Here is a 19,211-nt window from a genome sequence, read left to right as displayed (position 1 = left end):
GTTTGGAAACCTGGTACGGCGCGCCCCGGGGGCGCGGGATCAAGCGCGGCAGTTTAGCCCAGCGCCTGATCCAGCGCCTCACGCAGCGGCCGCAGGAAGGTTCCGGCCAGTTCAGCCGCCTGCGCCGGGTTTTGCGCCGCAGCAATGGCCTCGACCAGGGCGCTGCCGACCACGACCCCGTCGGCCGCCGGCGCCATGGCCGCCGCGCTGGCCGCGTCCTTGATGCCGAAGCCCACCACCACCGGCACGCTGGCGGCCGCACGCAGGGTGCGCAGGCGCTCGCCGGCGGCCTGGGTGTCCAGCCGGTCCGAGGCGCCGGTCACGCCGGCGAAGCTGACGTAGTACAGATAGCCCTGGCCCTGCTCGCACAGCAGCGCCATGCGCTCGGGGCTGGTGGTCGGCGCCGCCAGGGCGATCAACTGCAGGCCGTAGGCATTGAAGGTGGCGCGGGTCTGGGCCGCCTCTTCCGGCGGCAGGTCGACCAGCAGCGCGCCGTCCACGCCGGCCTCGGTGGCCTCGCGCGCGAAGCGCTCGGCGCCGTGGATCTCGACCGGGTTGAGGTAGCCCATCAGCACCACCGGCGTGGTCGCATCGGTCTGGCGGAACGCGCGCACCACCTCGAGCACGAAGCGCAGGCCGGCCCCGCGCCCCAGCGCGCGCTCGGAACTGCGTTGGATGGTCGGGCCATCGGCCATCGGATCGGAGAACGGCACGCCCAGCTCGATCACGTCGGCGCCGGCGGCGACCAGCGCGTGCATGACCGGCACGGTCGCCTCCAGCGAGGGATCGCCGGCGGTGATGAACGGGACCAGCGCCTTGCGCCCCTCGGCCTTGCGCGCGGCCAGCGCGGTGTCCAGGCGGTTCATTCGGGCTGGCTGTCGCGCGAGGCCTGCTCGGCCTGCTGGGCGGCGGCATAGGCGGCGGCCAGCTCCGAGGCGCCCACGTCCACGCCGCGCTCGGCGCCGAGGATGTCCAGGTGCTCGTTGAGCATGCGCCGGTACAGGCCGGTCATGTAGTCCAGGAAGCCCTGGCGCGACTCGGCCGGGGTCGGCTCGACCGTCAGGTAGACGTGTGCGTTGTAGCGGGCCACGCCGTAGAGCGCGGCGAAGCTGGTGCGCTTGCTGCCGTGGATGCCGCCCTGGCGGTTGGCCAGCTGCACGAACTTGTTGACCACATCGAAGAACTGCGGGTCCAGCGGAGCGTCGATGCTCGGCGGCGCCTGGGTGTCGTCGGCCATGAGGATTCCTTAGCGATTGCGTAGAGGGAAAGCGCGGCGCGGGCGCCGTCAGATCTGGATGTTCTCGCGCGCGGCGATGGTGTGCACATCCTTGTCGCCGCGGCCGGAGAGGTTGCACAGCACCAGCTGGTCGGAGGGCAGATCGCGCGCCAGCTTGATCGCCTGGGCCACGGCATGGCTGGATTCCAGCGCCGCCAGGATGCCCTCGGTGCGCGCCAGGGTGTGGAACGCGGCCAGCGCCTCCTCGTCGGTGATGCCCAGGTACGTGGCACGGCCCGAATCGGCCAGGAAGGCGTGCTCCGGGCCCACGCCCGGGTAGTCCAGGCCGGCGGAGATCGAATGGGTCTCGATGATCTGGCCGTCGTCGTCGCACAGCACATAGGTGCGGTTGCCGTGCAGCACGCCGACCCGCCCGCCGGCGATGGAGGCCGCGTGGCGGCCGGTCTCCAGGCCATCGCCGGCCGGCTCGGCGCCGTAGAGGCGCACGTTCGCATCGTTGAGGAAGGCGTGGAAGATGCCGATGGCGTTGCTGCCGCCGCCGACGCAGGCGGTGATCGCATCGGGCAGGCGGCCGAACTGTTTGAGCATCTGCGCGCGCGCCTCGCGGCCGACGATGGCGTTGAAGTCGCGCACCATGCGCGGATACGGGTCGGGGCCGGCCACGGTGCCGATGATGTAGAAGGTGTCGGTCACGTTGGTCACCCAGTCGCGCATGGCCTCGTTGAGCGCGTCCTTGAGCGTGGCCGAGCCACTGGTGACCGGCACCACCGTGGCGCCGAGCAGGCGCATGCGGTAGACGTTGGCCTTCTGCCGCTCGATGTCGGTGGAGCCCATGTAGACCACGCATTCCAGCCCCAGGCGCGCGGCCACGGTGGCGCTGGCCACGCCGTGCTGGCCGGCGCCGGTCTCGGCGATGATCCGGGTCTTGCCCATGCGGCTGGCCAGCAGGGCCTGGCCGATGGCGTTGTTGATCTTGTGCGCGCCGGTGTGGTTGAGGTCCTCGCGCTTGAGCAGGATCTGCGCGCCGCCCACCTCGCGGCTCAGGCGCCGGGCGTGGTAGATCGGGCTGGGGCGGCCCACGTAGTGCTTGAGGTCGTCGTAGAACGCGTCGGTGAAGGCCGGATCGGCGCGGGCCGTGTCGTAGGCGGCGGCCAGTTCCTGCAGCGGCCCGATCAGGGTCTCGGCGACGAAGCGCCCGCCGTGGCGGCCGAAGTGTCCGGCGGCGTCGGGATAGGCGTGGAAGTCACGGATGGCGGGAGCGGACATGGGGGCACCGGCATTGAACGAAGGCCGCCATCCTAGCCCAGCGGGACGGGTGGCAATAGCGATAAGATCGCCGCGACCTGTCAGGAAATCTCACACATGGCCTCCCCTGCCCTGCCCCCGCTGGGCGCGCTGCGCGCCTTCGAGGCCGCGGCCCGGCTGGAAAGCGTCAGCCGCGCCGCCGACGAGCTGCATGTGACCCACGGTGCGGTCAGCCGGCAGATCCGGGCGCTGGAGGACGCGCTGGGCCAGCCGCTGTTCGACCGCGTCGGGCGCGGCCTGGTGCTGACCCCCGCCGGCCGCCGGCTGCGCGACGCCTGCGGCCAGGCCTTCACCCAGCTGGGCCAGGCCTGGCGCGAACTGCGGCGCGGGCCGGCCGGCGACACGCTGGTGCTGGGCTGTTCGGCCAGCGTCCTGGCGCGCTGGGTGATTCCCCGGCTGGAACGCATGCAGCAGGCGCTGCCCGGCGTGTCGCTGCACTTCTCCGCGCAGGAATCGCCGGATCGCGCCCTGGGCGAGGTCGACGCCCTGCTGCTGCTCGGCCAGGCACCCTGGCCGGCCGGCTGGCAGGTGGCCGAACTGGCCGGCGAGACGATCGGGCCGGTCGTGGGCGCGCGCTATCCCGGCCTGCCGGCGCTGCAGGCCCAGCCGCCGACGGCGCTGCTGGGCGAGCGCCTGCTGCACACCGCCTCGCGCCCGCAGGCCTGGCCGCAGTGGGCCGCCGCGCACGGGCTGGATCCGCAGGCGCTGCAGTACGGCGAAGGCTTCCCACACCTGTACTACCTGCTCGAGGCGGCCGCCTCTGGCCTCGGCGTGGCCATCGCGCCACGGCCGCTGGTGGAAGCGGACCTGGCCAGCGGCCGGCTGCTGGCGCCGTGGGGGTTCGCGCCCACGCCCGGGCGCTGGGCGCTGTGCTCGGCGGGCGGCCGCAGCGATCCACGCCTGACCCGGCTGGCGGGCTGGCTGCACGCGGAACTCGGCGCTGCCGAGCCTAGCTGAGCCGCCGGTTTTACTCGGCCACCGCCACCACTTCCTCTTCGGCATCGGCCACGAACTGCCCGCCCGCCTCCAGCTGGGCGAACAGCCCGCCCTGGGCGACCAGCGCGTCGAAGCGGCCCTGCTCCACGATCTCCCCGTCCTTCATCACCAGGATCAGATCGGCATTGCGCACGGTGCTCAGGCGGTGGGCGATAACGAAGGTGGTGCGATCGCGCGTGAGCCGGTTGAGGGCGCGCTGGATGCGCGCCTCGGTGGCGTTGTCCAGCGCGCTGGTGGCCTCGTCCAGGATCAGGATCGGCGCGTTCTTCAGCATCGCCCGGGCGATGGACAGGCGCTGGCGCTCGCCGCCGGACAGCGACACGCCGCGCTCGGCCACCAGGGTCGAATAGCCCTCCGGCTTGACCACCACGAAGTTGTGCGCCTCGGCCGCGCGCGCGGCCTCCTCCATCTCCAGCGCGCTGGCGTCTGGCTTGCCCACGCGCAGGTTGTCGGCCACCGAGCGGTACAGCAGGCCCGGGTCCTGGAACACCACGGCGATGTGCTCGCGCAGCGAGGTCAGCTTGACCGTGCGGATGTCGATGCCGTCGATGGTGATCCGGCCGCGATCCGGGTCGTAGGCGCGATATAGCAGGCTCAGCGCGGTCGACTTGCCCGCCCCGGTCGGCCCGACCAGGGCCACGGTGCTGCCGGCGGCGGCGGTGAAGTTCAGCGCGCGCAGCGCCGGGTGCGAGGCGTCGTACCCGAAGGACACGTCCTCGAAGCGCACCTCGCCGCGCACCTTGTCCGGCAGCGGCGGCGCCTTGGGATCCTCCTTGACCGTGGCATCGGTATCGAGCACGGCGAAGAAGTCGCTCAGCGACGGCGTCTGGAAGAACAGGTTGGAGATGAAGCCGGCGAAGGCCTCCAGCCGCCCGATCTGCAGCAGCGCGAAGTTGACGAAGGTGACGATGCCGCCGACGGTCACCTCGCCCTTGGCGTTGAGCTGCGCGCCGAGGGCGAAGATCGCCACGATGGTCAGCGTGGAGGCCGCGCGGTTGGCCACCGACAGCCAGGCCCAGCCGCGCAGCACCGGGTACTGCGCGTCCAGCGCGCGCCGGGACATTTCACGAATCGCCTCGACCTCGGCCTGCAGGCGCGTATAGACCTGCACCACCGGCACGTTGCCCAGCACGTCGCCGGCGCGCTCGGAGATGGCGCTGTGCAGCTGCTCGATCTGGCCCTGCGCGCGATGCGTGCGGCGCATGGCGATGGCGTTGAAGGTGGCGAAGGTCACCATCAGCCCGACCATCAGCAGGCCGAGCTTCCAGTTGACGTACAGCGACCAGGGGATCATCAGCAGGATCGACAGCAGCGTGGTCAGGTGGTCGCGGAAGAACCCCAGCCACAGGCCGAACAGGTTGTTGCTGCCGGTATGCATGATGCGCAGCAGCCGGCCGGTGTGGTGCTGGCCGTGATACGACAGCGGCAGCGCGATGGCGTGCTCGAAGTACTGGGCGATCACCGCCAGCCGGCGTCGATGCGCCAGGCGGTCGGCGAACAGCGAGACGAACACACCGGCGGCGATGCCGCCGAAGCCCACGCCGGCCCACATGGCGATGTAGTGCCAGGCGCTGCGTCCCTTGCCCTGCGCGGCCAGCGCATCGATGACCTTGCCGAACAGCACCGGCTCCAGGAAGGCCACGCCGGACAGGGCCAGATTGGCCAGGACCAGGGTCACGGCGAGCCGTTTCTCGGGCGCGAGCAACTGCAGCACGCGCAGATAGACACGCCACAACGACATGCGCAGTTCTCCGGTCGGTCTCACGCCCAGTGTAGGGGCGGCCCGCGTGCAGGGTCCATCAATGCTGTCGCGATCGCGCGCTCAAGGCGCGCGATGCGAACGGTTCGAAGCCCGGGCTACGCCGCGGTGCTGGCGCCGCGCACCTGCGCGACGAAACGCCGCATCGCCTCGGCATCCTTGATGCCCGGCGCCGACTCGATGCCGCTGGACACGTCCACGCCCCAGGGCCGCACGCGACGCACCGCCTCGGCGACGTTGTCGGCGTTGAGGCCGCCGGCCAGCAGACACGGCGTGCCCACATCGCCCGGCCACAGCGTCCAGTCGAAGGACTTGCCGGTGCCGCCACCCTGCCCTGGCGCATGGCTGTCGAGCACGAAGCCCGCCGCGGACGGCCAGGCCTGCAGCGCGGCGCGCGCCTGCCAGGCCTCGGTCACGCCGGTCATTGCCACGGCCTTGAGGAACGGAAGCCCGAAGGACGCACAGAAGGCGTCGTCCTCGCCGCCATGGAACTGCAGCACGTCCGGCGCCACCGCGTCGATGATCGCCTCGACCTGCGCGCGCGGCGCATCGCGCACCAGGACCACCGCGGCCACTTCGGCCGGCACCAGCGCACGCAGCGCGGCACCTTGTTCGAGCGTCAGCTGGCGCGGACCGCCGCCGTAGATGAAGCCGATGTAGTCCACGCCCAGCTCCACCGCCAGGCGCACGTCCTGGGGGCGGGTCATGCCGCAGAGCTTGATGCGGGTACGCATGGGCGAAGAGTGAGCGGAGCGAAGTGAGGCGTGGGCGTGGCTCGGCAGGATACGGCACGCCTGGGGCGGCCGCTCATCGCTCACGCCTCGCGCAAGGTCACTTCATCCGGCAGGCCCCAGCCGGCCGGATACAGCGGGCCGACGAACACCAGGCCCTGCGGCGGCGCGGTCGGGCCGGCCAGGGTGCGGTCGCGTCCGGCCAGCAGCTCGGCGATCCAGCCCTCGGGCTGTTCGCCGCGGCCGACCAGCAGCAGCGAGCCGACGATGTTGCGCACCATGTGATGCAGGAACGCATTGGCCTGCACCTCCACGATCACCTGCTCGCCCTGCCGGGTGACCGCGATGGACTGCAGCTCGCGCATCGGGTGGCGGGCCTGGCAGTGCACGGTGCGGAAGGCGGAGAAGTCGTTCTCGCCCAGCAGCGCCTGCGCGGCGCGATGCATGGCCACCGCGTCCAGCGGCAGGCGCTCCCAGGACAGCAGCTGGCGGCCCAGCGCCGGACGCACCGCGCGGTTCAACAGCACATAGCGATAGCGGCGCGCGCGCGCCGAGAAGCGGGCGTGGAAGTCCTCGGCCACCGGCACGCACCAGCGCACGCAGATCGATGGCGGCAGGTTGGCCGTGGCGCCCAGCGTCCAGCCGCGCGGTGTGCGCACCACCTCGGTGTCGAAGTGCACCACCTGGCACTGGCCGTGCACGCCGGCGTCGGTGCGGCCGGCGCAGACCGTGTCGATGGGCGCGTTGGCCACGGCCGCCAGCGCCGCCTCCAGGGCGGACTGCACGCTGGGCGTGTGCACGGGCGCGCCGGGCTTCTCCAGCCGCTGCCAGCCCTGGAAGTCGCCGCCGTCGTATTCGACGCCAAGCGCGTAGCGCATCGCCTGCAGTCCGCCTTGCGCGTCGATCAGCCCAGCGCGCGCAGCAGGCGGCCGGCTTCCTCGCGGGCGTGCGGATCGTCGCTGGCGCTGACCTGCTGCAGCAGCGCACGCGCCGCCTCGGTGTCGCCCAGGTCCAGATAGGCGATGGCCAGCTCCAGGCGCTCGCGCCCGCTGGCGGCCGGCGGCGCGATCGGCACGACCGGCTCGGACGGTGCCGGCGCGGGCACCGGCGTCGGCCGGGCCACCGGGCGCGGCTGGGTGGCGGTGGAGATCGGCACCACGGTGGACGGCACGCGCGTGGCGGTCGGATGCGGGCCGTCGACGGTGTGCCAGGTCGGCTTGGCGGTGGCGCTCAGCCAGGCCGGCGAGGACGGCGCCGGCTGGGGCGTGTCCACCGGACCTGGGCGGGATTGGCCACCGACATAGACCGGTGTGTAGCGAGGCGCGGCGGGTTCGGATTCGGGCTCGGGGGCCGGCGCCTGGACCGGCGGCGCCTGCGGTGCCAGGTCTACTTCAGCCACCGGCTCGGGCGGAGCGGGATCCGGCGCCGGGGCGTCGAGCGGACCGCGGTAGACCGGCGCCGGACGCGGCGCGCGGCGACCGCGCAGGCCGACCCAGGCCAGCAGCCCGCCCACGACCAGCGCCAGGCCGATCCACCACCAGGCCGGCGCGCCGGCGGCGGCCGCGCCCTGGCTGTCGGCCAGGCGCTTCTGCGCGGCGGCCAGGTCGCTGTCCTTCATCACGATCAGCTTGGCCTGCTGATCCTTGAGCTTCTCCAGGTCGGCCACGCGGGTCTTGAGTTCATCGACCTCGGCGCTGCGCGCGGCCAGGTCCTCGCGGGTCTGCCGAAGCTGTTGTTCTGCCAGCATGTCTCCCTCGCCTCCGGCCTGGGTGCCGGATGTGGTGCCCGCGCGCCGCGTGGCGTTGGCCACGGGCGGGGCGATTTCCAGTCGTGCGTCGGCCGCGCGCGCCGGCTTGGCGGCGCCGGCGGCCAGCGGCGCGGTAGGTGCGTTGCTGGCCGGCTGCGGCACCGGCGCGCGCACCTGGCGCCAGTCCGAGATCTGCCGGCGCACCATCGCCGAGGCCTCCGCGGCGGCCAGCGCGGCGGTCTCCTCGGCGCTGGGCATGCGCAGCGTGGCGCCGGCGCGCAGGCGGTTGATGTTGTTGCCGATGAAGGCCTCGGGGTTGGCCTGCAGCAGCGCGATCATGGTCTGGTCCAGCGTGCCGGACTGCTGCAGTTCGCGCGCGATCTGCGACAGGGTCTGCCCGCGGGCGACGGTGACCGTGCCGGACGCGGCAGCCTGCGGCGCGGCGATCGTCGGCTCGGCGCGCGGCACCGCGACCGGCTGCGGCGCGGGCTCCGGCGGCGGCGGAGCCGGCGCTGCGGCCACGGCTGGCGATGGCGCGGTTTCGGCCTGCGGCTCGGGCGCGGCCGGGGCCTGGGCGACCTCGGCCGGCAGCTGCTCGGCCCGCGACGGGGGCGGCGCGATCCGGTCCGACGGCACCGGGGCCGGCGCCTGGATCTGCGGCTGTCCGGCGGCGGCGACCGCGCCGGGGGCGCCGACCAGCGCCGAGTACTCGCGCACCAGGCGGCCCTGGCCCCAGTCCACCTCGATCAGGAAGTTCACCGCCGGCATGTCGACCGGCGCGGCGCTGGTCACGCGGATGACCGGCTTGCCATCGCTGGACATCGCCACGGCGAAGTCGAGCTGGCTGACCAGCCCGCTCGGGCGCGCCAAGCCGACGCGTTCGAAGATGACCGGCGAGGCCAGGCGCGCGCGCAGCTGCTCCAGCTCGCCGGGCTCGCTGGAAATGACCGGAATCTCGGCCAGCAGCGGCTGGCCGGGTTGCGACATGACCCGGATCTCGCCCAGGCCCAATGCGCAGGCCGCATGGCTGGCGGCCAGCAGGGCCAGCGCCAGCGCACTGCGTGCGGCGGGTTTGAAGAAGGCCTGTTTCAAGGACATCCCCTGTGGAACACCGCCGCGACTATAGAGCGTTTGGCCCGCGCTTGCCCCTGCCCGGGTCGGCCAAGCGCAGAGGAGCAAGCGAGAACCAAGAGCGAGAAGGCCCGCAACGGGCCATCTCGTTCCTCGCCCACTGCCGGCCTCTCAGCCGCCGGCCGCAACCAGTTCGGCCAGCTGCACGGCGTTCAGCGCCGCGCCCTTGCGGATGTTGTCGGCGACGACCCACAGGTTGAGGCCGCGCGGATGCGAGAAGTCCTCGCGGATGCGGCCGACGAACACCGGGTCCTTGCCCGAGGCATGGGTCACCGGGGTCGGATAGCCGCCGGCCTCGTGCCTGTCGACCACTTCCACGCCCGGCGCGCTGGCCAGCAGTTCGCGCGCGGCCTCCGGGGTGATCTTCTTCCTGGTCTCGATGTTGACCGCCTCGGAGTGGCCGTAGAACACCGGCACGCGCACCGCGGTCGGGTTCACCTGGATGGACTTGTCGCCCAGGATCTTCTGCGTCTCCCAGACCAGCTTCATCTCTTCCTTGGTGTAGCCGTTGGGCTGGAAGTCGTCGATGTGCGGGATCAGGTTGAAGGCGATCTGCACCGGGAAGCGCTGCGGATCGATCTCCTGGAACGCCAGCAGCTGCGCGGTCTGCTTGCCCAGTTCCTCCAGCGCCGAGCGGCCGCCGCCGGACACCGACTGGTAGGTGGCGATGTTGACGCGCTCGATGCCGTATTCCTTGTGGATCGGCGCCAGCACCGGCATCAGCTGCATGGTCGAGCAGTTGGGGTTGGCGATGATGCCGCGCGGGCGGTCCTTGGCGGCTTCCGGGTTCACCTCGGACACCACCAGCGGCACGTCGTCGTCGTAGCGGAAGGCCGAGGAGTTGTCGATCACCACCGCGCCGGCCGCGGCGAACTTGGGCGCGTATTCCTTGGAGATGCTGCCGCCGGCCGAGAACAGCGCGATGTCCACGCCGGTCGGGTCGAAAGTTGCCAGGTCCTGCACGGTGACCTTGCCGCCGCGGTAGTCGATCTGGCCGCCGGCCGAGCGCTCGGAGGCCAGCGCGATCAGCTTGCCGACCGGGAAGTCGCGCTCGGCCAGGATGGACAGCATGGTCTCGCCGACGGCGCCGGTGGCGCCCACGACGGCGACGGTGAAGCTGCGGGTTGCATTGCTCATGGGGTGTCTTCTTGAAGAGGATGGATAGGGGAAGGACGAACGCGACAGACGAAGAGCCTTGGGTTCGGGGAACCTCACCGGCGTTGCATGCGCGGAAGGTTCCCTATCGTTTGGTCGCGGTGATGGTGGTCGCGCCCACGATCGCGCCGCCGGTTTTGGCGGCTTTGAGCGCGTCGGCGTTGATCAGGCTGGGCGGGTTGCCGGCATCGGGCCCGAAGCCCAGCGCGGCGAGCAGGTTGTGCACCGCCAGCTGCACCATCGCCCGGCGCGTGGCCAGGCTGGCGCTGCCGATATGCGGGGTCAGCACGACGTTCTTCAGCGCCAGCAGTTCCGGGCGCACCGTCGGCTCGCCTTCGAACACGTCCAGCCCGGCACCGGCCAGGCGGCCGTGGGCCAGCGCGTCGGCCAGCGCGAGCTCGTCGACGATGCCGCCACGGGCGATGTTGACCAGGGTGGCGGTCGATTTCATCTTCGCCAGCGCGGCGGCGTCGATCAGGTGGTGCGAGGCCGGCGTGTACGGCAGCACCAGCACCAGGTGATCGCTGCTGCGCAGCAGGTCGTCGAAGGGCACGTAGGACGCGCCGACATCGGTCTCGACCTCGGCCGCCAGGCGCGAACGGTTGTGATACAGCACGCGCATGCCGAAGCCGCGCGCGCGCCGGGCGATGGCCTGGCCGATGCGGCCCATGCCGAGGATGCCCAGCGTGCTGCCGTGCAGGTCCGCGCCGAGCAGCGTGGTGAAGGACCACTTGCCCCACCTGCCCTCGCGCAGCAAGGCCTCGGCCTCGGTGATGCGGCGCGCGGTGGCCATCAGCAGGGCGAAGCCCAGGTCGGCGGTGGTCTCGGTCAGCACGTCGGGCGTGTTGGTGACCGCGACGCCGGCGGCACTGAGCGCGGCGATGTCCAGATTGTTGTAACCGACCGCGACATTGGCCAGCGCGCGCAGTCGCGGCGCCTGGGCGATCTCGGCGGCGCCGATGCGCTCGTTGAGCGTGATCAGCGCACCGTCCAGCGGCGCCAGCTTCTGCGCCAGCTGCTCGGACGTGTAGGTCGTCACGGCCTGGGTGGTCTCCACGTCGCAATGCGCCCGCAGCTGATCGACGAGGTCGTCGAACAGCGGCTGGCTCACCCAGACGCGGGGCCGCGACTCAGCCATCGACCTGCCCGGGCACGCGCGGCGAGACCTCGCCCACATCGCCGCATTGCGCGCGATGCCGCAGTGCCTGGTCCATCAGCACCAGGGCCACCATCGCCTCGGCGATGGGCGTGGCGCGGATGCCCACGCAGGGATCGTGGCGGCCGGTGGTGATGACCTCGACCGACTCGCCATTCACGTCCACCGTCTGGCCCGGCAGGCGCAGGCTGGAAGTCGGCTTCAGCACGATCGAGGCGGTCACCGGCTGGCCGGTGGAGATGCCGCCGAGGATGCCGCCGGCATGGTTGCTCAGGAAGCCCTGCGGGGTGATCAGGTCGCGGTGCTGCGTGCCCTTCTGCGCGGCGGCGGCGAAACCGTCGCCGATCTCCACGCCCTTGACCGCGTTGATGCTCATCAGCGCGGCGGCCAGGTCGCCGTCGAGCTTGCCGTAGATCGGCTCGCCCCAGCCCGGCGGCACGCCGTCGGCCACCACGTCCACGCGCGCGCCGACCGAATCGCCGGACTTGCGCAGCGCGTCCATGTAGGCCTCCAGCTCGGCGACCTGCGGCGCATGCGGCCAGAAGAACGGGTTGTCCTCCACCGCGCTCCAGTCGAAGCCCGCCGGCCTGATCTCGCCCAGCTGCGAAAGGAAGCCGCGCACGGTCACGCCGTAGCGCTGCCTGAGCCACTTCTTGGCGATCACGCCGGCGGCCACGCGCATGGTCGTCTCGCGCGCGGACGAGCGCCCGCCGCCGCGCGGATCGCGGATGCCGTACTTCTGCCAGTAGCTGTAGTCGGCATGACCGGGGCGGAACTGCGCGGCGATGTTCGCGTAGTCCTTGCTGCGCTGGTCGGTGTTGCGGATCAGCAGGCCGATCGGCGTGCCGGTGGTGCGGCCCTCGTACACGCCGGAGAGGATCTCGACCTGGTCGGCCTCGTGCCGCGCCGAGGTGTGCCGGCTCTTGCCGGTGGCGCGGCGCTGCAGGTCGTGGGCGAACTCCTCGGCGCCGAGCTCCAGCCCCGGCGGGCAGCCATCGACCACGCAGCCGATCGCCGGCCCGTGCGATTCGCCGAAGGTGGTGACGCGTAACAGCTGTCCGAAGGTGTTCACTGAATGTGTTGCCGATGTCTGTGATGTGCTTTGTTGCCGTCATTCCCGCGAAGGCGGGAATCCATGCCGGACCGCTATCCGACAATCGAATCCCACAAGTCCAACCACTGCGGATTCCCTTCCTGAATCAACCGGAGCTTCCAGGCCCGGTTCCACTTCTTGATCTGCTTCTCGCGCAAAATCGCCGACTCCATCGTCCCATGCAGTTCATACCAGACCAGCATGCCGATGTCGTATCGATCGGTGAATCCCTCCACCACATGGTTGCGATGTTGCCAAACCCGCGCCACCAAGTTGCTGGTGACGCCCACGTACAACGTGCCATTGCGCTCGCTTGCCATGAGATAGACGGCAGGCTGCTTCACCGGCCTTCATCGGCATGGATGACCAGCCATTCGGCTGTGGAAAGCCCCGCCTTCGCGGGAATGACGAGCACGAATGGCGCTCATGGGCGGCTGGCTGCAAGCTCGGTGATGCGGGCGCTGTGCGCGATCAGCTCGCGGCACTCGACCGCGAAGATGCCCATCTGGCCGACCTTGAACTCGATCCACGCGAAGTCCACCTCCGGCAGCAGCCGGACCAGGTGCTGCTCGGACTCGCCGACCTCGCAGATCAGCAGGCCGTCCTCGGACAGGTGGATCGGCGCGTCGCGCAGGATCTTCAGCACCAGGTCCAGGCCGTCGTCGCCGGCGCGCAGGCCCAGCTCGGGCTCGTAGCCGTACTCGCGCGGCAGCGCGTCGGTCTCGGCGTTGGTGACATAGGGCGGATTGGTGACGATCAGGTCGTAATGGCGCCCGGACAGGCCGGCGAACAGGTCGGACTTGAGCAGGGTCACGTTGTCGGCGAGCAGGCGCGCCTTGTTCTCGGCGGCCAGCGCCAGCGCGTCGTCGCTGATGTCCACGCCGTCGACCTGCCAGTCCGGGTTGTAGTGGGCCATGGCGATGGCGATGCAGCCCGAGCCGGTGCACAGGTCCAGCGCGCGCTGCACTTCGCGCCCGGCCAGCCAAGGCTCGAAGCCCGACTCGATCAGCTCGGCGATTGGCGAGCGCGGCACCAGCGCGCGCGCATCGGTCTTGAAGCTCAGGCCCGCGAACCAGGCCTCGCCGGTCAGGTAAGCCACCGGCACGCGCTCGACCACGCGGCGCTCGATCAGCGCCAGGATGGCCTGCTTCTCCTCCGGCAGCAGCCGCGCCTGGCCATAGGCCGGGCCCAGGTCGGGCGGCAGGTGCAGGGTGTGCAGGACCAGCGCGGTGGCCTCGTCCAGCGCGTTGTCGTGGCTATGCCCGAAGGTCAACCCGGCCGCGTTGAACCGGCTGGCGCCGTAGCGGATCAGGTCGATGATGGTATGCAGGGCGTCGGCTGCGCTGGCAGTCATGGACAACAACGGCTGAAGGCGGTCGCCGATTATAAGGCGGCCGGCCCGGTATCATGCCCCTTCGTTGCACGGGAAACGTATCGAGATGTCCAAACGCAGCTTCGGCGTCCTGGTGTTGATCGTGGTGGCCGGCGTGCTCGGCGTGCTGGCGGCCAACAAGCTGTTGGGGCCCTCCACCGCCGGCAATGCGCAATGGCCGGCCACGCAGGCGGTGACCCTGCTGCCCACGCCGCGGCCGCTGCCGGAGTTCTCGCTGCGCCAGTCCGACGGCACCCAGCTGACCCAGGGCGAGCTGCGCGGTCATTGGACTCTGGTGTTCCTGGGATTCACCTTCTGCCCCGACGTCTGCCCGACCACGCTGGCCCAGCTGGCGCAGGCGCAGAAGCAGTGGGCCGGCCTGCCGGAGAGTACGCGGCCGCGCGTGCTGTTCGTCTCGGTCGATCCCGAGCGCGACACGCCGATCAAGACCGGCGAATATGCCCACGCCTTCCACAAGGACACCCTGGCCGCGACCGCCGACGTGCCCACGCTGGAGGCCTTCGCCAAGTCGCTGAGCCTGTTGTTCGTCAAGGTGCCGGGCGAACACTACAAGGACAACCCGCAGGACTATTCGATGGACCATTCCGCACAGATCGTCGTGCTCGACCCGCAGGCCCGCATGGCCGGCATCATCCAGCCGCCGTTCGCCCCCGCGCCGATCGCCGCGGACATGCTCAAGCTGACCCGGGCCATGACCCCGTGAGCCTGGTCACCACCCTCACCTACGCGCTGCCGCACCGGCTGCTGTCCTCGGCCGCGCGCAAGCTGGCGTATTCGGACAACCCGGCGATCAAGCAGCGGCTGATCGACACGGTGGTCGCCAGGTTCAACGTGAATCTGGCCGAGGCCGCGCAGCCCGACCCGACCGCCTACCCCACCTTCAATGCCTTCTTCACCCGCGCCCTGAAGCCCGGCGCGCGCACGCCCGATCCGGATCCGCGCAGCCTGCTGATGCCGGCCGACGGCCACATCAGCCAGTGCGGACCGATCGAATCGGGCCGCATCTTCCAGGCCAAGGGCCGGCACTTCACCGCCGCCGCGCTGCTGGGCAGCGAGGCCGACGCGGCCCCGTTCGAACACGGCCGCTACGCCACCGTCTACCTGTCCCCACGCGACTACCACCGCGTGCACATGCCCTGGACCGGCACACTGCGCGAGACGGTGCACGTGCCCGGCCGCCTGTTCAGCGTCGGCACCGATGCGGTGGCCAGGGTGCAGGGCCTGTTCGCGCGCAACGAGCGGCTGGTGTGCCACTTCGACACCGACTTCGGGCCGATGGCCTGCGTGATGGTCGGCGCGATGCTGGTCTCGGGCGTGGAAACGGTGTGGAGCGGCGTGGAGATCCCCGAGTACGCCACCTCGATCACGCGCAAGGACTGGCGCGGCCGCGGCATCGTGCTGGAGCGCTTCGGCGAGATGGCGCGCTTCAACTACGGCTCGACCGTGATCGTGCTGCTGCCGCCGGGCGTGGCCGAACTGGCGCCCAACCTGGGCGCCGAGACGCCGGTACGGCTGGGACAGGCGCTGGCCAGGCGGACAGGCCCCTGATTCAAGGCGGCGCGCCCGTCCAAGAGACACGCTCGCTTGGGGGGAGCGACGATCTCCTCAAATCCAGCAGCCGCCCGCCTGTAGAGCGGAGCTTGCTCCGCTGGGGCCTTCCCCACGAACCGAACGAAGAGCAGCGGAGCAAGCTCCGCTCTACAAGCGGGAGCCGCCCTGCGGTACACCGCCAGCTTCAATGATCGCGCCCGCTAGCCCGCGTAGCGGCGGGCGCCGCGATCCAGCGCCGCGCGGCCCAGGCGCTCGCCGCTGATGCGGCCCCACACCTGCGAGAACACCTCACTGGCCTCGCGCTCGCTCAGGCCGCGCCGCTGCACGGCCGCGCAGCGCGCATAGCGCGCCTGCGCGCGATCCGAGTCCCAGCCGGGAGCGTCGAGATAAATGTCGTAGACCGCGCCGATCACCGGCCAGTAGCCGGCGAAATCGCGCGCGTCGCCGGCGCGCGGCAGGTTGAGGTACCAGTCCTGCCAGTACGCCTGCTCGGCCTGGAGATCGATGAAGATCCGCGGCAGGCGGCTGCCGCATGGAATCGTCTGCATGGCTGGCTCCTCGTGCGCCCTGTGCGAGCCACTGTGCGCGCCGCAGATTGCAGTCGCTTGAAGCTCGCCGCGCGAAAAGCGCAAAGCGCGGCGTGGTTCACGCTTGAAGCGTTTTCAGCGGGCAGGCGCTGCGGTCGCGCAACAGACCCGGCTGGCGCGGACATCGCCGCGCGCCCTCGATGCGTGAGCGACGGGCTTGCCGGAGCAAGAGAGGCGGGATCGCCCGCCTCTGCGCCCACGCGCTCAGCCCGCCTGCTGCGCCAGGCGCTGGCGGCGGCGCGCCAGCTTCTTCTCGCGACGGCGCGCGCGCCAGTTGCGCCAGTGCTGCTGCAGGCAGGAGAAGATCACGTACAGCGCCGGCGTGCTCAGCAGGGTCAGGCTCTGCGAGAACAGCAGGCCGCCGATCATCGCGATGCCCAGCGGCCGGCGCAGCTCGGAGCCCTCACCCAGGCCTATCGCGATCGGCACCGCGGCCAGCAGCGCGACCATGGTGGTCATCATGATCGGGCGGAAGCGCACGATCGAAGCCTCGCGCGCGGCCTGGGCCGGGGTCAGCCCATGCTCGCGCTGGGCCACCAGGGCGAAGTCGATCATCATGATCGCGTTCTTCTTGACGATGCCGATCAGCAGCACCAGCGCGATCATCGAGATCACCGACAGCTCGGTGTTGGTCGCCACCAGCGCCAGCAGCGCGCCCACGCCCGCGGCCGGCAGCGTGGACAGAATGGTCACCGGGTGGACCAGGTTCTCGTAGAGCATGCCCAGCACGATGTAGACCGTGAGGATGGCGGCGAACACCAGCATCAGCATCGAGTTGGGCTGCATGGCGATCTGCCAGCCGCTGTCCTCGGCGATCTTGATGTCGCCGGGCATGCGCATGCCCTCCACCACCGACTTGAAGATCGCATCGGCCTCGCCGCTGCTCACGCCCGGGGCGAGGTTGTAGCTGAGGTCCATCACCGTGTACTGGTTCAGATGGGTGATCTGCGCCGGCGCCAGGCCATCGACCTGCTTGGCCAGCGCGCTCAGCGGCACCATCTGCCCGTCGCGCGCCTTGAGCTTGACCGTGTCCAGCTGCGCCGGCGTGTCGGTCTGGTTGGGCAGCGCGTTGACCACCACCGAGTACTGGTTGAGCTCGGAATAGATGGTCGACACCGAGCGCTGGCCGAAGGCGCCATACAGCGCGCCGTCGATGGCGCCGATGGTGATGCCCAGACGCGCGGCCTGGGCGCGGTCGATCACGATGTTCTGGCGCAGGCCGCCCTCGTCCACGTCGCTGGAGACGTCGCGGAACTTGGGGTTCTTCTTCAGCTCGGCCACCACGCGGGGCAGCCACAGCGCCAGCTCGGCCTGGTCGTTGCCCTGCAGCGATTTCTGGTACTGCGCGCCTTGGTTGCCGGTGCCGCCGCCATCGCTGGGCAGGTCCTGCACCGCGCGCAGACGCAGGTCCAGGTCGGGGTACCTGTCGGCCTTCAGGCTCAGCCGCGCCAGCACCTGGGCAGTGGTGTCCTTGCGGCCTTCGGCGCGGGTCTTGAGCTCGATGTTGAACTGCGCGCGCTGGCCGGACCAGCCGCTGCCCAGGCGCACGCCGACGATCTTCACCGCCGGGTCGTCCATCAGCATGTCGGTGATGCGCGCCTGGCGTTCCTTCATGTCGGCGAAGGACACCGTGGCGCTGGAGCTGGCGCGGCCCCAGATCAGGCCGGTGTCCTGCGGCGGGAAGCTGCCGGACTTGACCTTGCCGAACAGGAAGATCGTCAGGCCGATCAGGATCAGCGGCGTCAGCGCCAGCAGCAGCGCGTGGCGCAGGCTGAAGTCCAGGCACTTGACGTAGATGCGCAGCATCAGCGCATGCCCGGCCTCGATGGTGCGGCCCAGCCGCGAGGGCTTCTCCTCGACCGGGTGGGCCGACAGGAAGCGGCTGCACAGGGTCGGGGTCAGGGTCAGCGAGACGATGGCCGATACGCCGATGGCCGCCACCAGGGTGACGGTGAACTCGCGGAAGAACGCGCCCATCATCCCCGGGGCGAACATGACCGGGATGAACACCGCGATCAGTGAAGCGGTGATCGAGACGATGGTGAAGCCGATCTCGCGCGCGCCGGTGACCGCCGCCTCCATGCGCGACATGCCCGCATCGAGGTGGCGCATGATGTTCTCGATCACCACGATCGCATCGTCGACGACGAAGCCGATCGCGATCACCAGCGCCAGCAGGCTCAGGTTGTTGAGCGTATAGCCCAGCACATACATCACCACCGCCGCGCCGGCCAGCGAAAGCGGCACGGTGATGGTGGCGATCAGGGTCGGCGCCAGGCGGCGCATGAACAGCGCCATGACCAGCACCACCATCGCCAGGCTGATCAGCAGGGTGATCTCCACCTCGTGCAGCGAGGAGCGGATGGTCGGGGTGCGGTCGTAGTACGGGGTCAGCGTCGTGCCGGGCGGCAGGTACTCGCGCAGCAGCGGAATCTGCGCGCGGATGCGGTCCACCGTCTCGACCGTGTTGGCGCCGCTGCGGATCTGCGCATACATCACCACCGCCGGCTGCTTGTTGAACCAGGCCGCCTGGTAGGCGTCCTGCTGGCCGTCGTAGACCCGGGCCACGTCCTTGAGGCGCACGATCACGCCATTCTGGTTGGCGATGGCCAGGTTGGCGAAGTCGGCGGCCTTGCGCACCGAGTCGTTGACGATGATCGCCACGGTCTGCTTGCCGTCGGACAGGAAGCCCGTGGGCGAGACCACGTTGGCCGCGCGCATGGCGTTGCGCAGGCTGTCCGGTGTCAGTCCCAGCGCGTTCAGCGCGCGCAGGTTGACGTCCACGCGCACCGCCGGGGTGGATGCGCCGGCGATGTCCACCGAGGCCACGCCGGTGATCTGGCGCAGGCGCTGGGCCAGCAGCGAGTCGGCCAGGTTGTACAGCTCGGCCGTGGACTGGGTGCTGGAGACCAGCGCGATGGCGATCAGCGGATCGTTGTTGGGATTGGCCTTCTGGTAGCCGGGCGTGCCCATGCCCGAGGGCAGGTCCGCGCTGGCGGCGCTGAGCGCGGCGGCCACGTCCTGCGCGGCCGAATCGATATCGCGGCTCGAATTGAAGCTCAGGAAGATGTTCGAGCGCCCTTCCGAGCTGTTCGAACGCATCGTGTCCACGCCGGGCACCTGGCCCAGGCGCCGCTCCAGCGGCGCGGTCACCGTGGAGGCCATCGTGCTGGCATCGGCGCCGGACTGGCTGGCGCCGACGAACACCACCGGAATGCTCAACGACGGCAGCGCCGCCACGCCCAGACGCAGGTAGCACATCAGGCCGATGACGAACACGCCTGCGGCCAGCAGCGAGGTGCCGATCGGGCGGCGGATGAAGATGGAGGACAGGCTGACGCGACGGACCATGGGCGCGCTACTCGACGGA

General features: G+C 70.7%; 17 protein-coding genes. 3 read left to right on the top strand and 14 right to left on the bottom strand.

Annotated features, from left to right (window positions below; all coding sequences use genetic code 11):
* Positions 1-53 precede the first annotated feature (53 nt).
* The 3 genes from trpA to trpB are packed head-to-tail and all read right to left on the bottom strand — an operon-like array spanning position 54 to position 2,503.
* Positions 54-866 (bottom strand): tryptophan synthase subunit alpha, encoded by an 813-nt coding sequence (gene trpA / locus WFQ05_RS00775; protein WP_130518841.1) that lies wholly within the window; start codon positions 864-866, stop codon positions 54-56.
* Positions 863-1,237: a DUF3144 domain-containing protein gene (locus WFQ05_RS00770; RefSeq protein ID WP_337052232.1), complete on the bottom strand. Its 375-nt coding sequence runs from the start codon at positions 1,235-1,237 to the stop codon at positions 863-865. Before WFQ05_RS00770 ends, trpA begins: the two co-directional genes overlap by 4 nt.
* A gap of 48 nt (positions 1,238-1,285) precedes the next feature.
* A complete protein-coding gene (gene trpB / locus WFQ05_RS00765; protein ID WP_337052231.1) occupies positions 1,286-2,503 on the bottom strand; it encodes a tryptophan synthase subunit beta in 1,218 nt (405 codons plus the stop codon).
* A 96-nt stretch (positions 2,504-2,599) separates the two neighbouring features.
* Between trpB and WFQ05_RS00760 the strand changes: the two genes are divergently transcribed.
* Complete coding sequence (locus WFQ05_RS00760) at positions 2,600-3,499, top strand: LysR family transcriptional regulator (protein WP_337052230.1); 900 nt, start codon at positions 2,600-2,602, stop codon at positions 3,497-3,499.
* Positions 3,500-3,509: 10 nt separating this feature from the next.
* On the opposite strand, the gene WFQ05_RS00755 is transcribed toward WFQ05_RS00760, so the two are convergent.
* The 9 genes from WFQ05_RS00755 to prmB form a co-directional block, all read right to left on the bottom strand.
* Entirely contained in the window at positions 3,510-5,279 is a 1,770-nt protein-coding gene (locus WFQ05_RS00755) for a glucan ABC transporter ATP-binding protein/ permease (protein WP_130518849.1), read from the bottom strand.
* A gap of 116 nt (positions 5,280-5,395) precedes the next feature.
* Positions 5,396-6,031: a phosphoribosylanthranilate isomerase gene (locus tag WFQ05_RS00750; RefSeq protein ID WP_337052228.1), complete on the bottom strand. Its 636-nt coding sequence runs from the start codon at positions 6,029-6,031 to the stop codon at positions 5,396-5,398.
* An 80-nt stretch (positions 6,032-6,111) separates the two neighbouring features.
* Positions 6,112-6,906 (bottom strand): tRNA pseudouridine(38-40) synthase TruA, encoded by a 795-nt coding sequence (gene truA / locus WFQ05_RS00745; RefSeq protein ID WP_337052227.1) that lies wholly within the window; start codon positions 6,904-6,906, stop codon positions 6,112-6,114.
* Between the two features lie 26 nt (positions 6,907-6,932).
* Complete coding sequence (locus WFQ05_RS00740; RefSeq protein ID WP_337052226.1) at positions 6,933-8,867, bottom strand: FimV/HubP family polar landmark protein; 1,935 nt, start codon at positions 8,865-8,867, stop codon at positions 6,933-6,935.
* 150 nt (positions 8,868-9,017) lie between these two features.
* On the bottom strand, positions 9,018-10,043 hold the full coding sequence (locus WFQ05_RS00735) for an aspartate-semialdehyde dehydrogenase (RefSeq protein ID WP_130529623.1): 1,026 nt from the start codon (positions 10,041-10,043) through the stop codon (positions 9,018-9,020).
* Positions 10,044-10,146: 103 nt separating this feature from the next.
* The gene (locus WFQ05_RS00730) at positions 10,147-11,199 is read right to left on the bottom strand and encodes a D-glycerate dehydrogenase (protein WP_337052225.1); all 1,053 of its coding nucleotides are present in this window, start codon (positions 11,197-11,199) and stop codon (positions 10,147-10,149) included.
* Positions 11,192-12,289: a chorismate synthase gene (aroC, locus tag WFQ05_RS00725; RefSeq protein WP_337052224.1), complete on the bottom strand. Its 1,098-nt coding sequence runs from the start codon at positions 12,287-12,289 to the stop codon at positions 11,192-11,194. Before aroC ends, WFQ05_RS00730 begins: the two co-directional genes overlap by 8 nt.
* Before the next feature lie 74 nt (positions 12,290-12,363).
* On the bottom strand, positions 12,364-12,654 hold the full coding sequence (locus WFQ05_RS00720; protein ID WP_165394477.1) for a GIY-YIG nuclease family protein: 291 nt from the start codon (positions 12,652-12,654) through the stop codon (positions 12,364-12,366).
* Between the two features lie 80 nt (positions 12,655-12,734).
* The gene (gene prmB, locus WFQ05_RS00715; protein ID WP_286577371.1) at positions 12,735-13,664 is read right to left on the bottom strand and encodes a 50S ribosomal protein L3 N(5)-glutamine methyltransferase; all 930 of its coding nucleotides are present in this window, start codon (positions 13,662-13,664) and stop codon (positions 12,735-12,737) included.
* A gap of 85 nt (positions 13,665-13,749) precedes the next feature.
* Here prmB and WFQ05_RS00710 point away from each other — a divergent pair, with 85 nt between their 5' ends.
* Positions 13,750-14,406, top strand: coding sequence for an SCO family protein (locus WFQ05_RS00710; protein ID WP_130534076.1), 657 nt, complete (start codon positions 13,750-13,752; stop codon positions 14,404-14,406).
* The gene (asd, locus tag WFQ05_RS00705) at positions 14,403-15,251 is read left to right on the top strand and encodes an archaetidylserine decarboxylase (protein WP_337052223.1); all 849 of its coding nucleotides are present in this window, start codon (positions 14,403-14,405) and stop codon (positions 15,249-15,251) included. Before WFQ05_RS00710 ends, asd begins: the two co-directional genes overlap by 4 nt.
* Before the next feature lie 203 nt (positions 15,252-15,454).
* On the opposite strand, the gene WFQ05_RS00700 is transcribed toward asd, so the two are convergent.
* The gene (locus WFQ05_RS00700) at positions 15,455-15,802 is read right to left on the bottom strand and encodes a hypothetical protein (RefSeq protein WP_337052222.1); all 348 of its coding nucleotides are present in this window, start codon (positions 15,800-15,802) and stop codon (positions 15,455-15,457) included.
* A 243-nt stretch (positions 15,803-16,045) separates the two neighbouring features.
* Complete coding sequence (locus WFQ05_RS00695) at positions 16,046-19,192, bottom strand: efflux RND transporter permease subunit (RefSeq protein WP_337052221.1); 3,147 nt, start codon at positions 19,190-19,192, stop codon at positions 16,046-16,048.
* Positions 19,193-19,211 lie beyond the last annotated feature (19 nt).

Origin of the sequence: Pseudoxanthomonas sp. USHLN014 (assembly GCF_037153335.1) — a bacterium.
Lineage (GTDB): Bacteria > Pseudomonadota > Gammaproteobacteria > Xanthomonadales > Xanthomonadaceae > Pseudoxanthomonas_A > Pseudoxanthomonas_A winnipegensis.
This window is presented reverse-complemented; position numbering and strand designations above follow the sequence as displayed.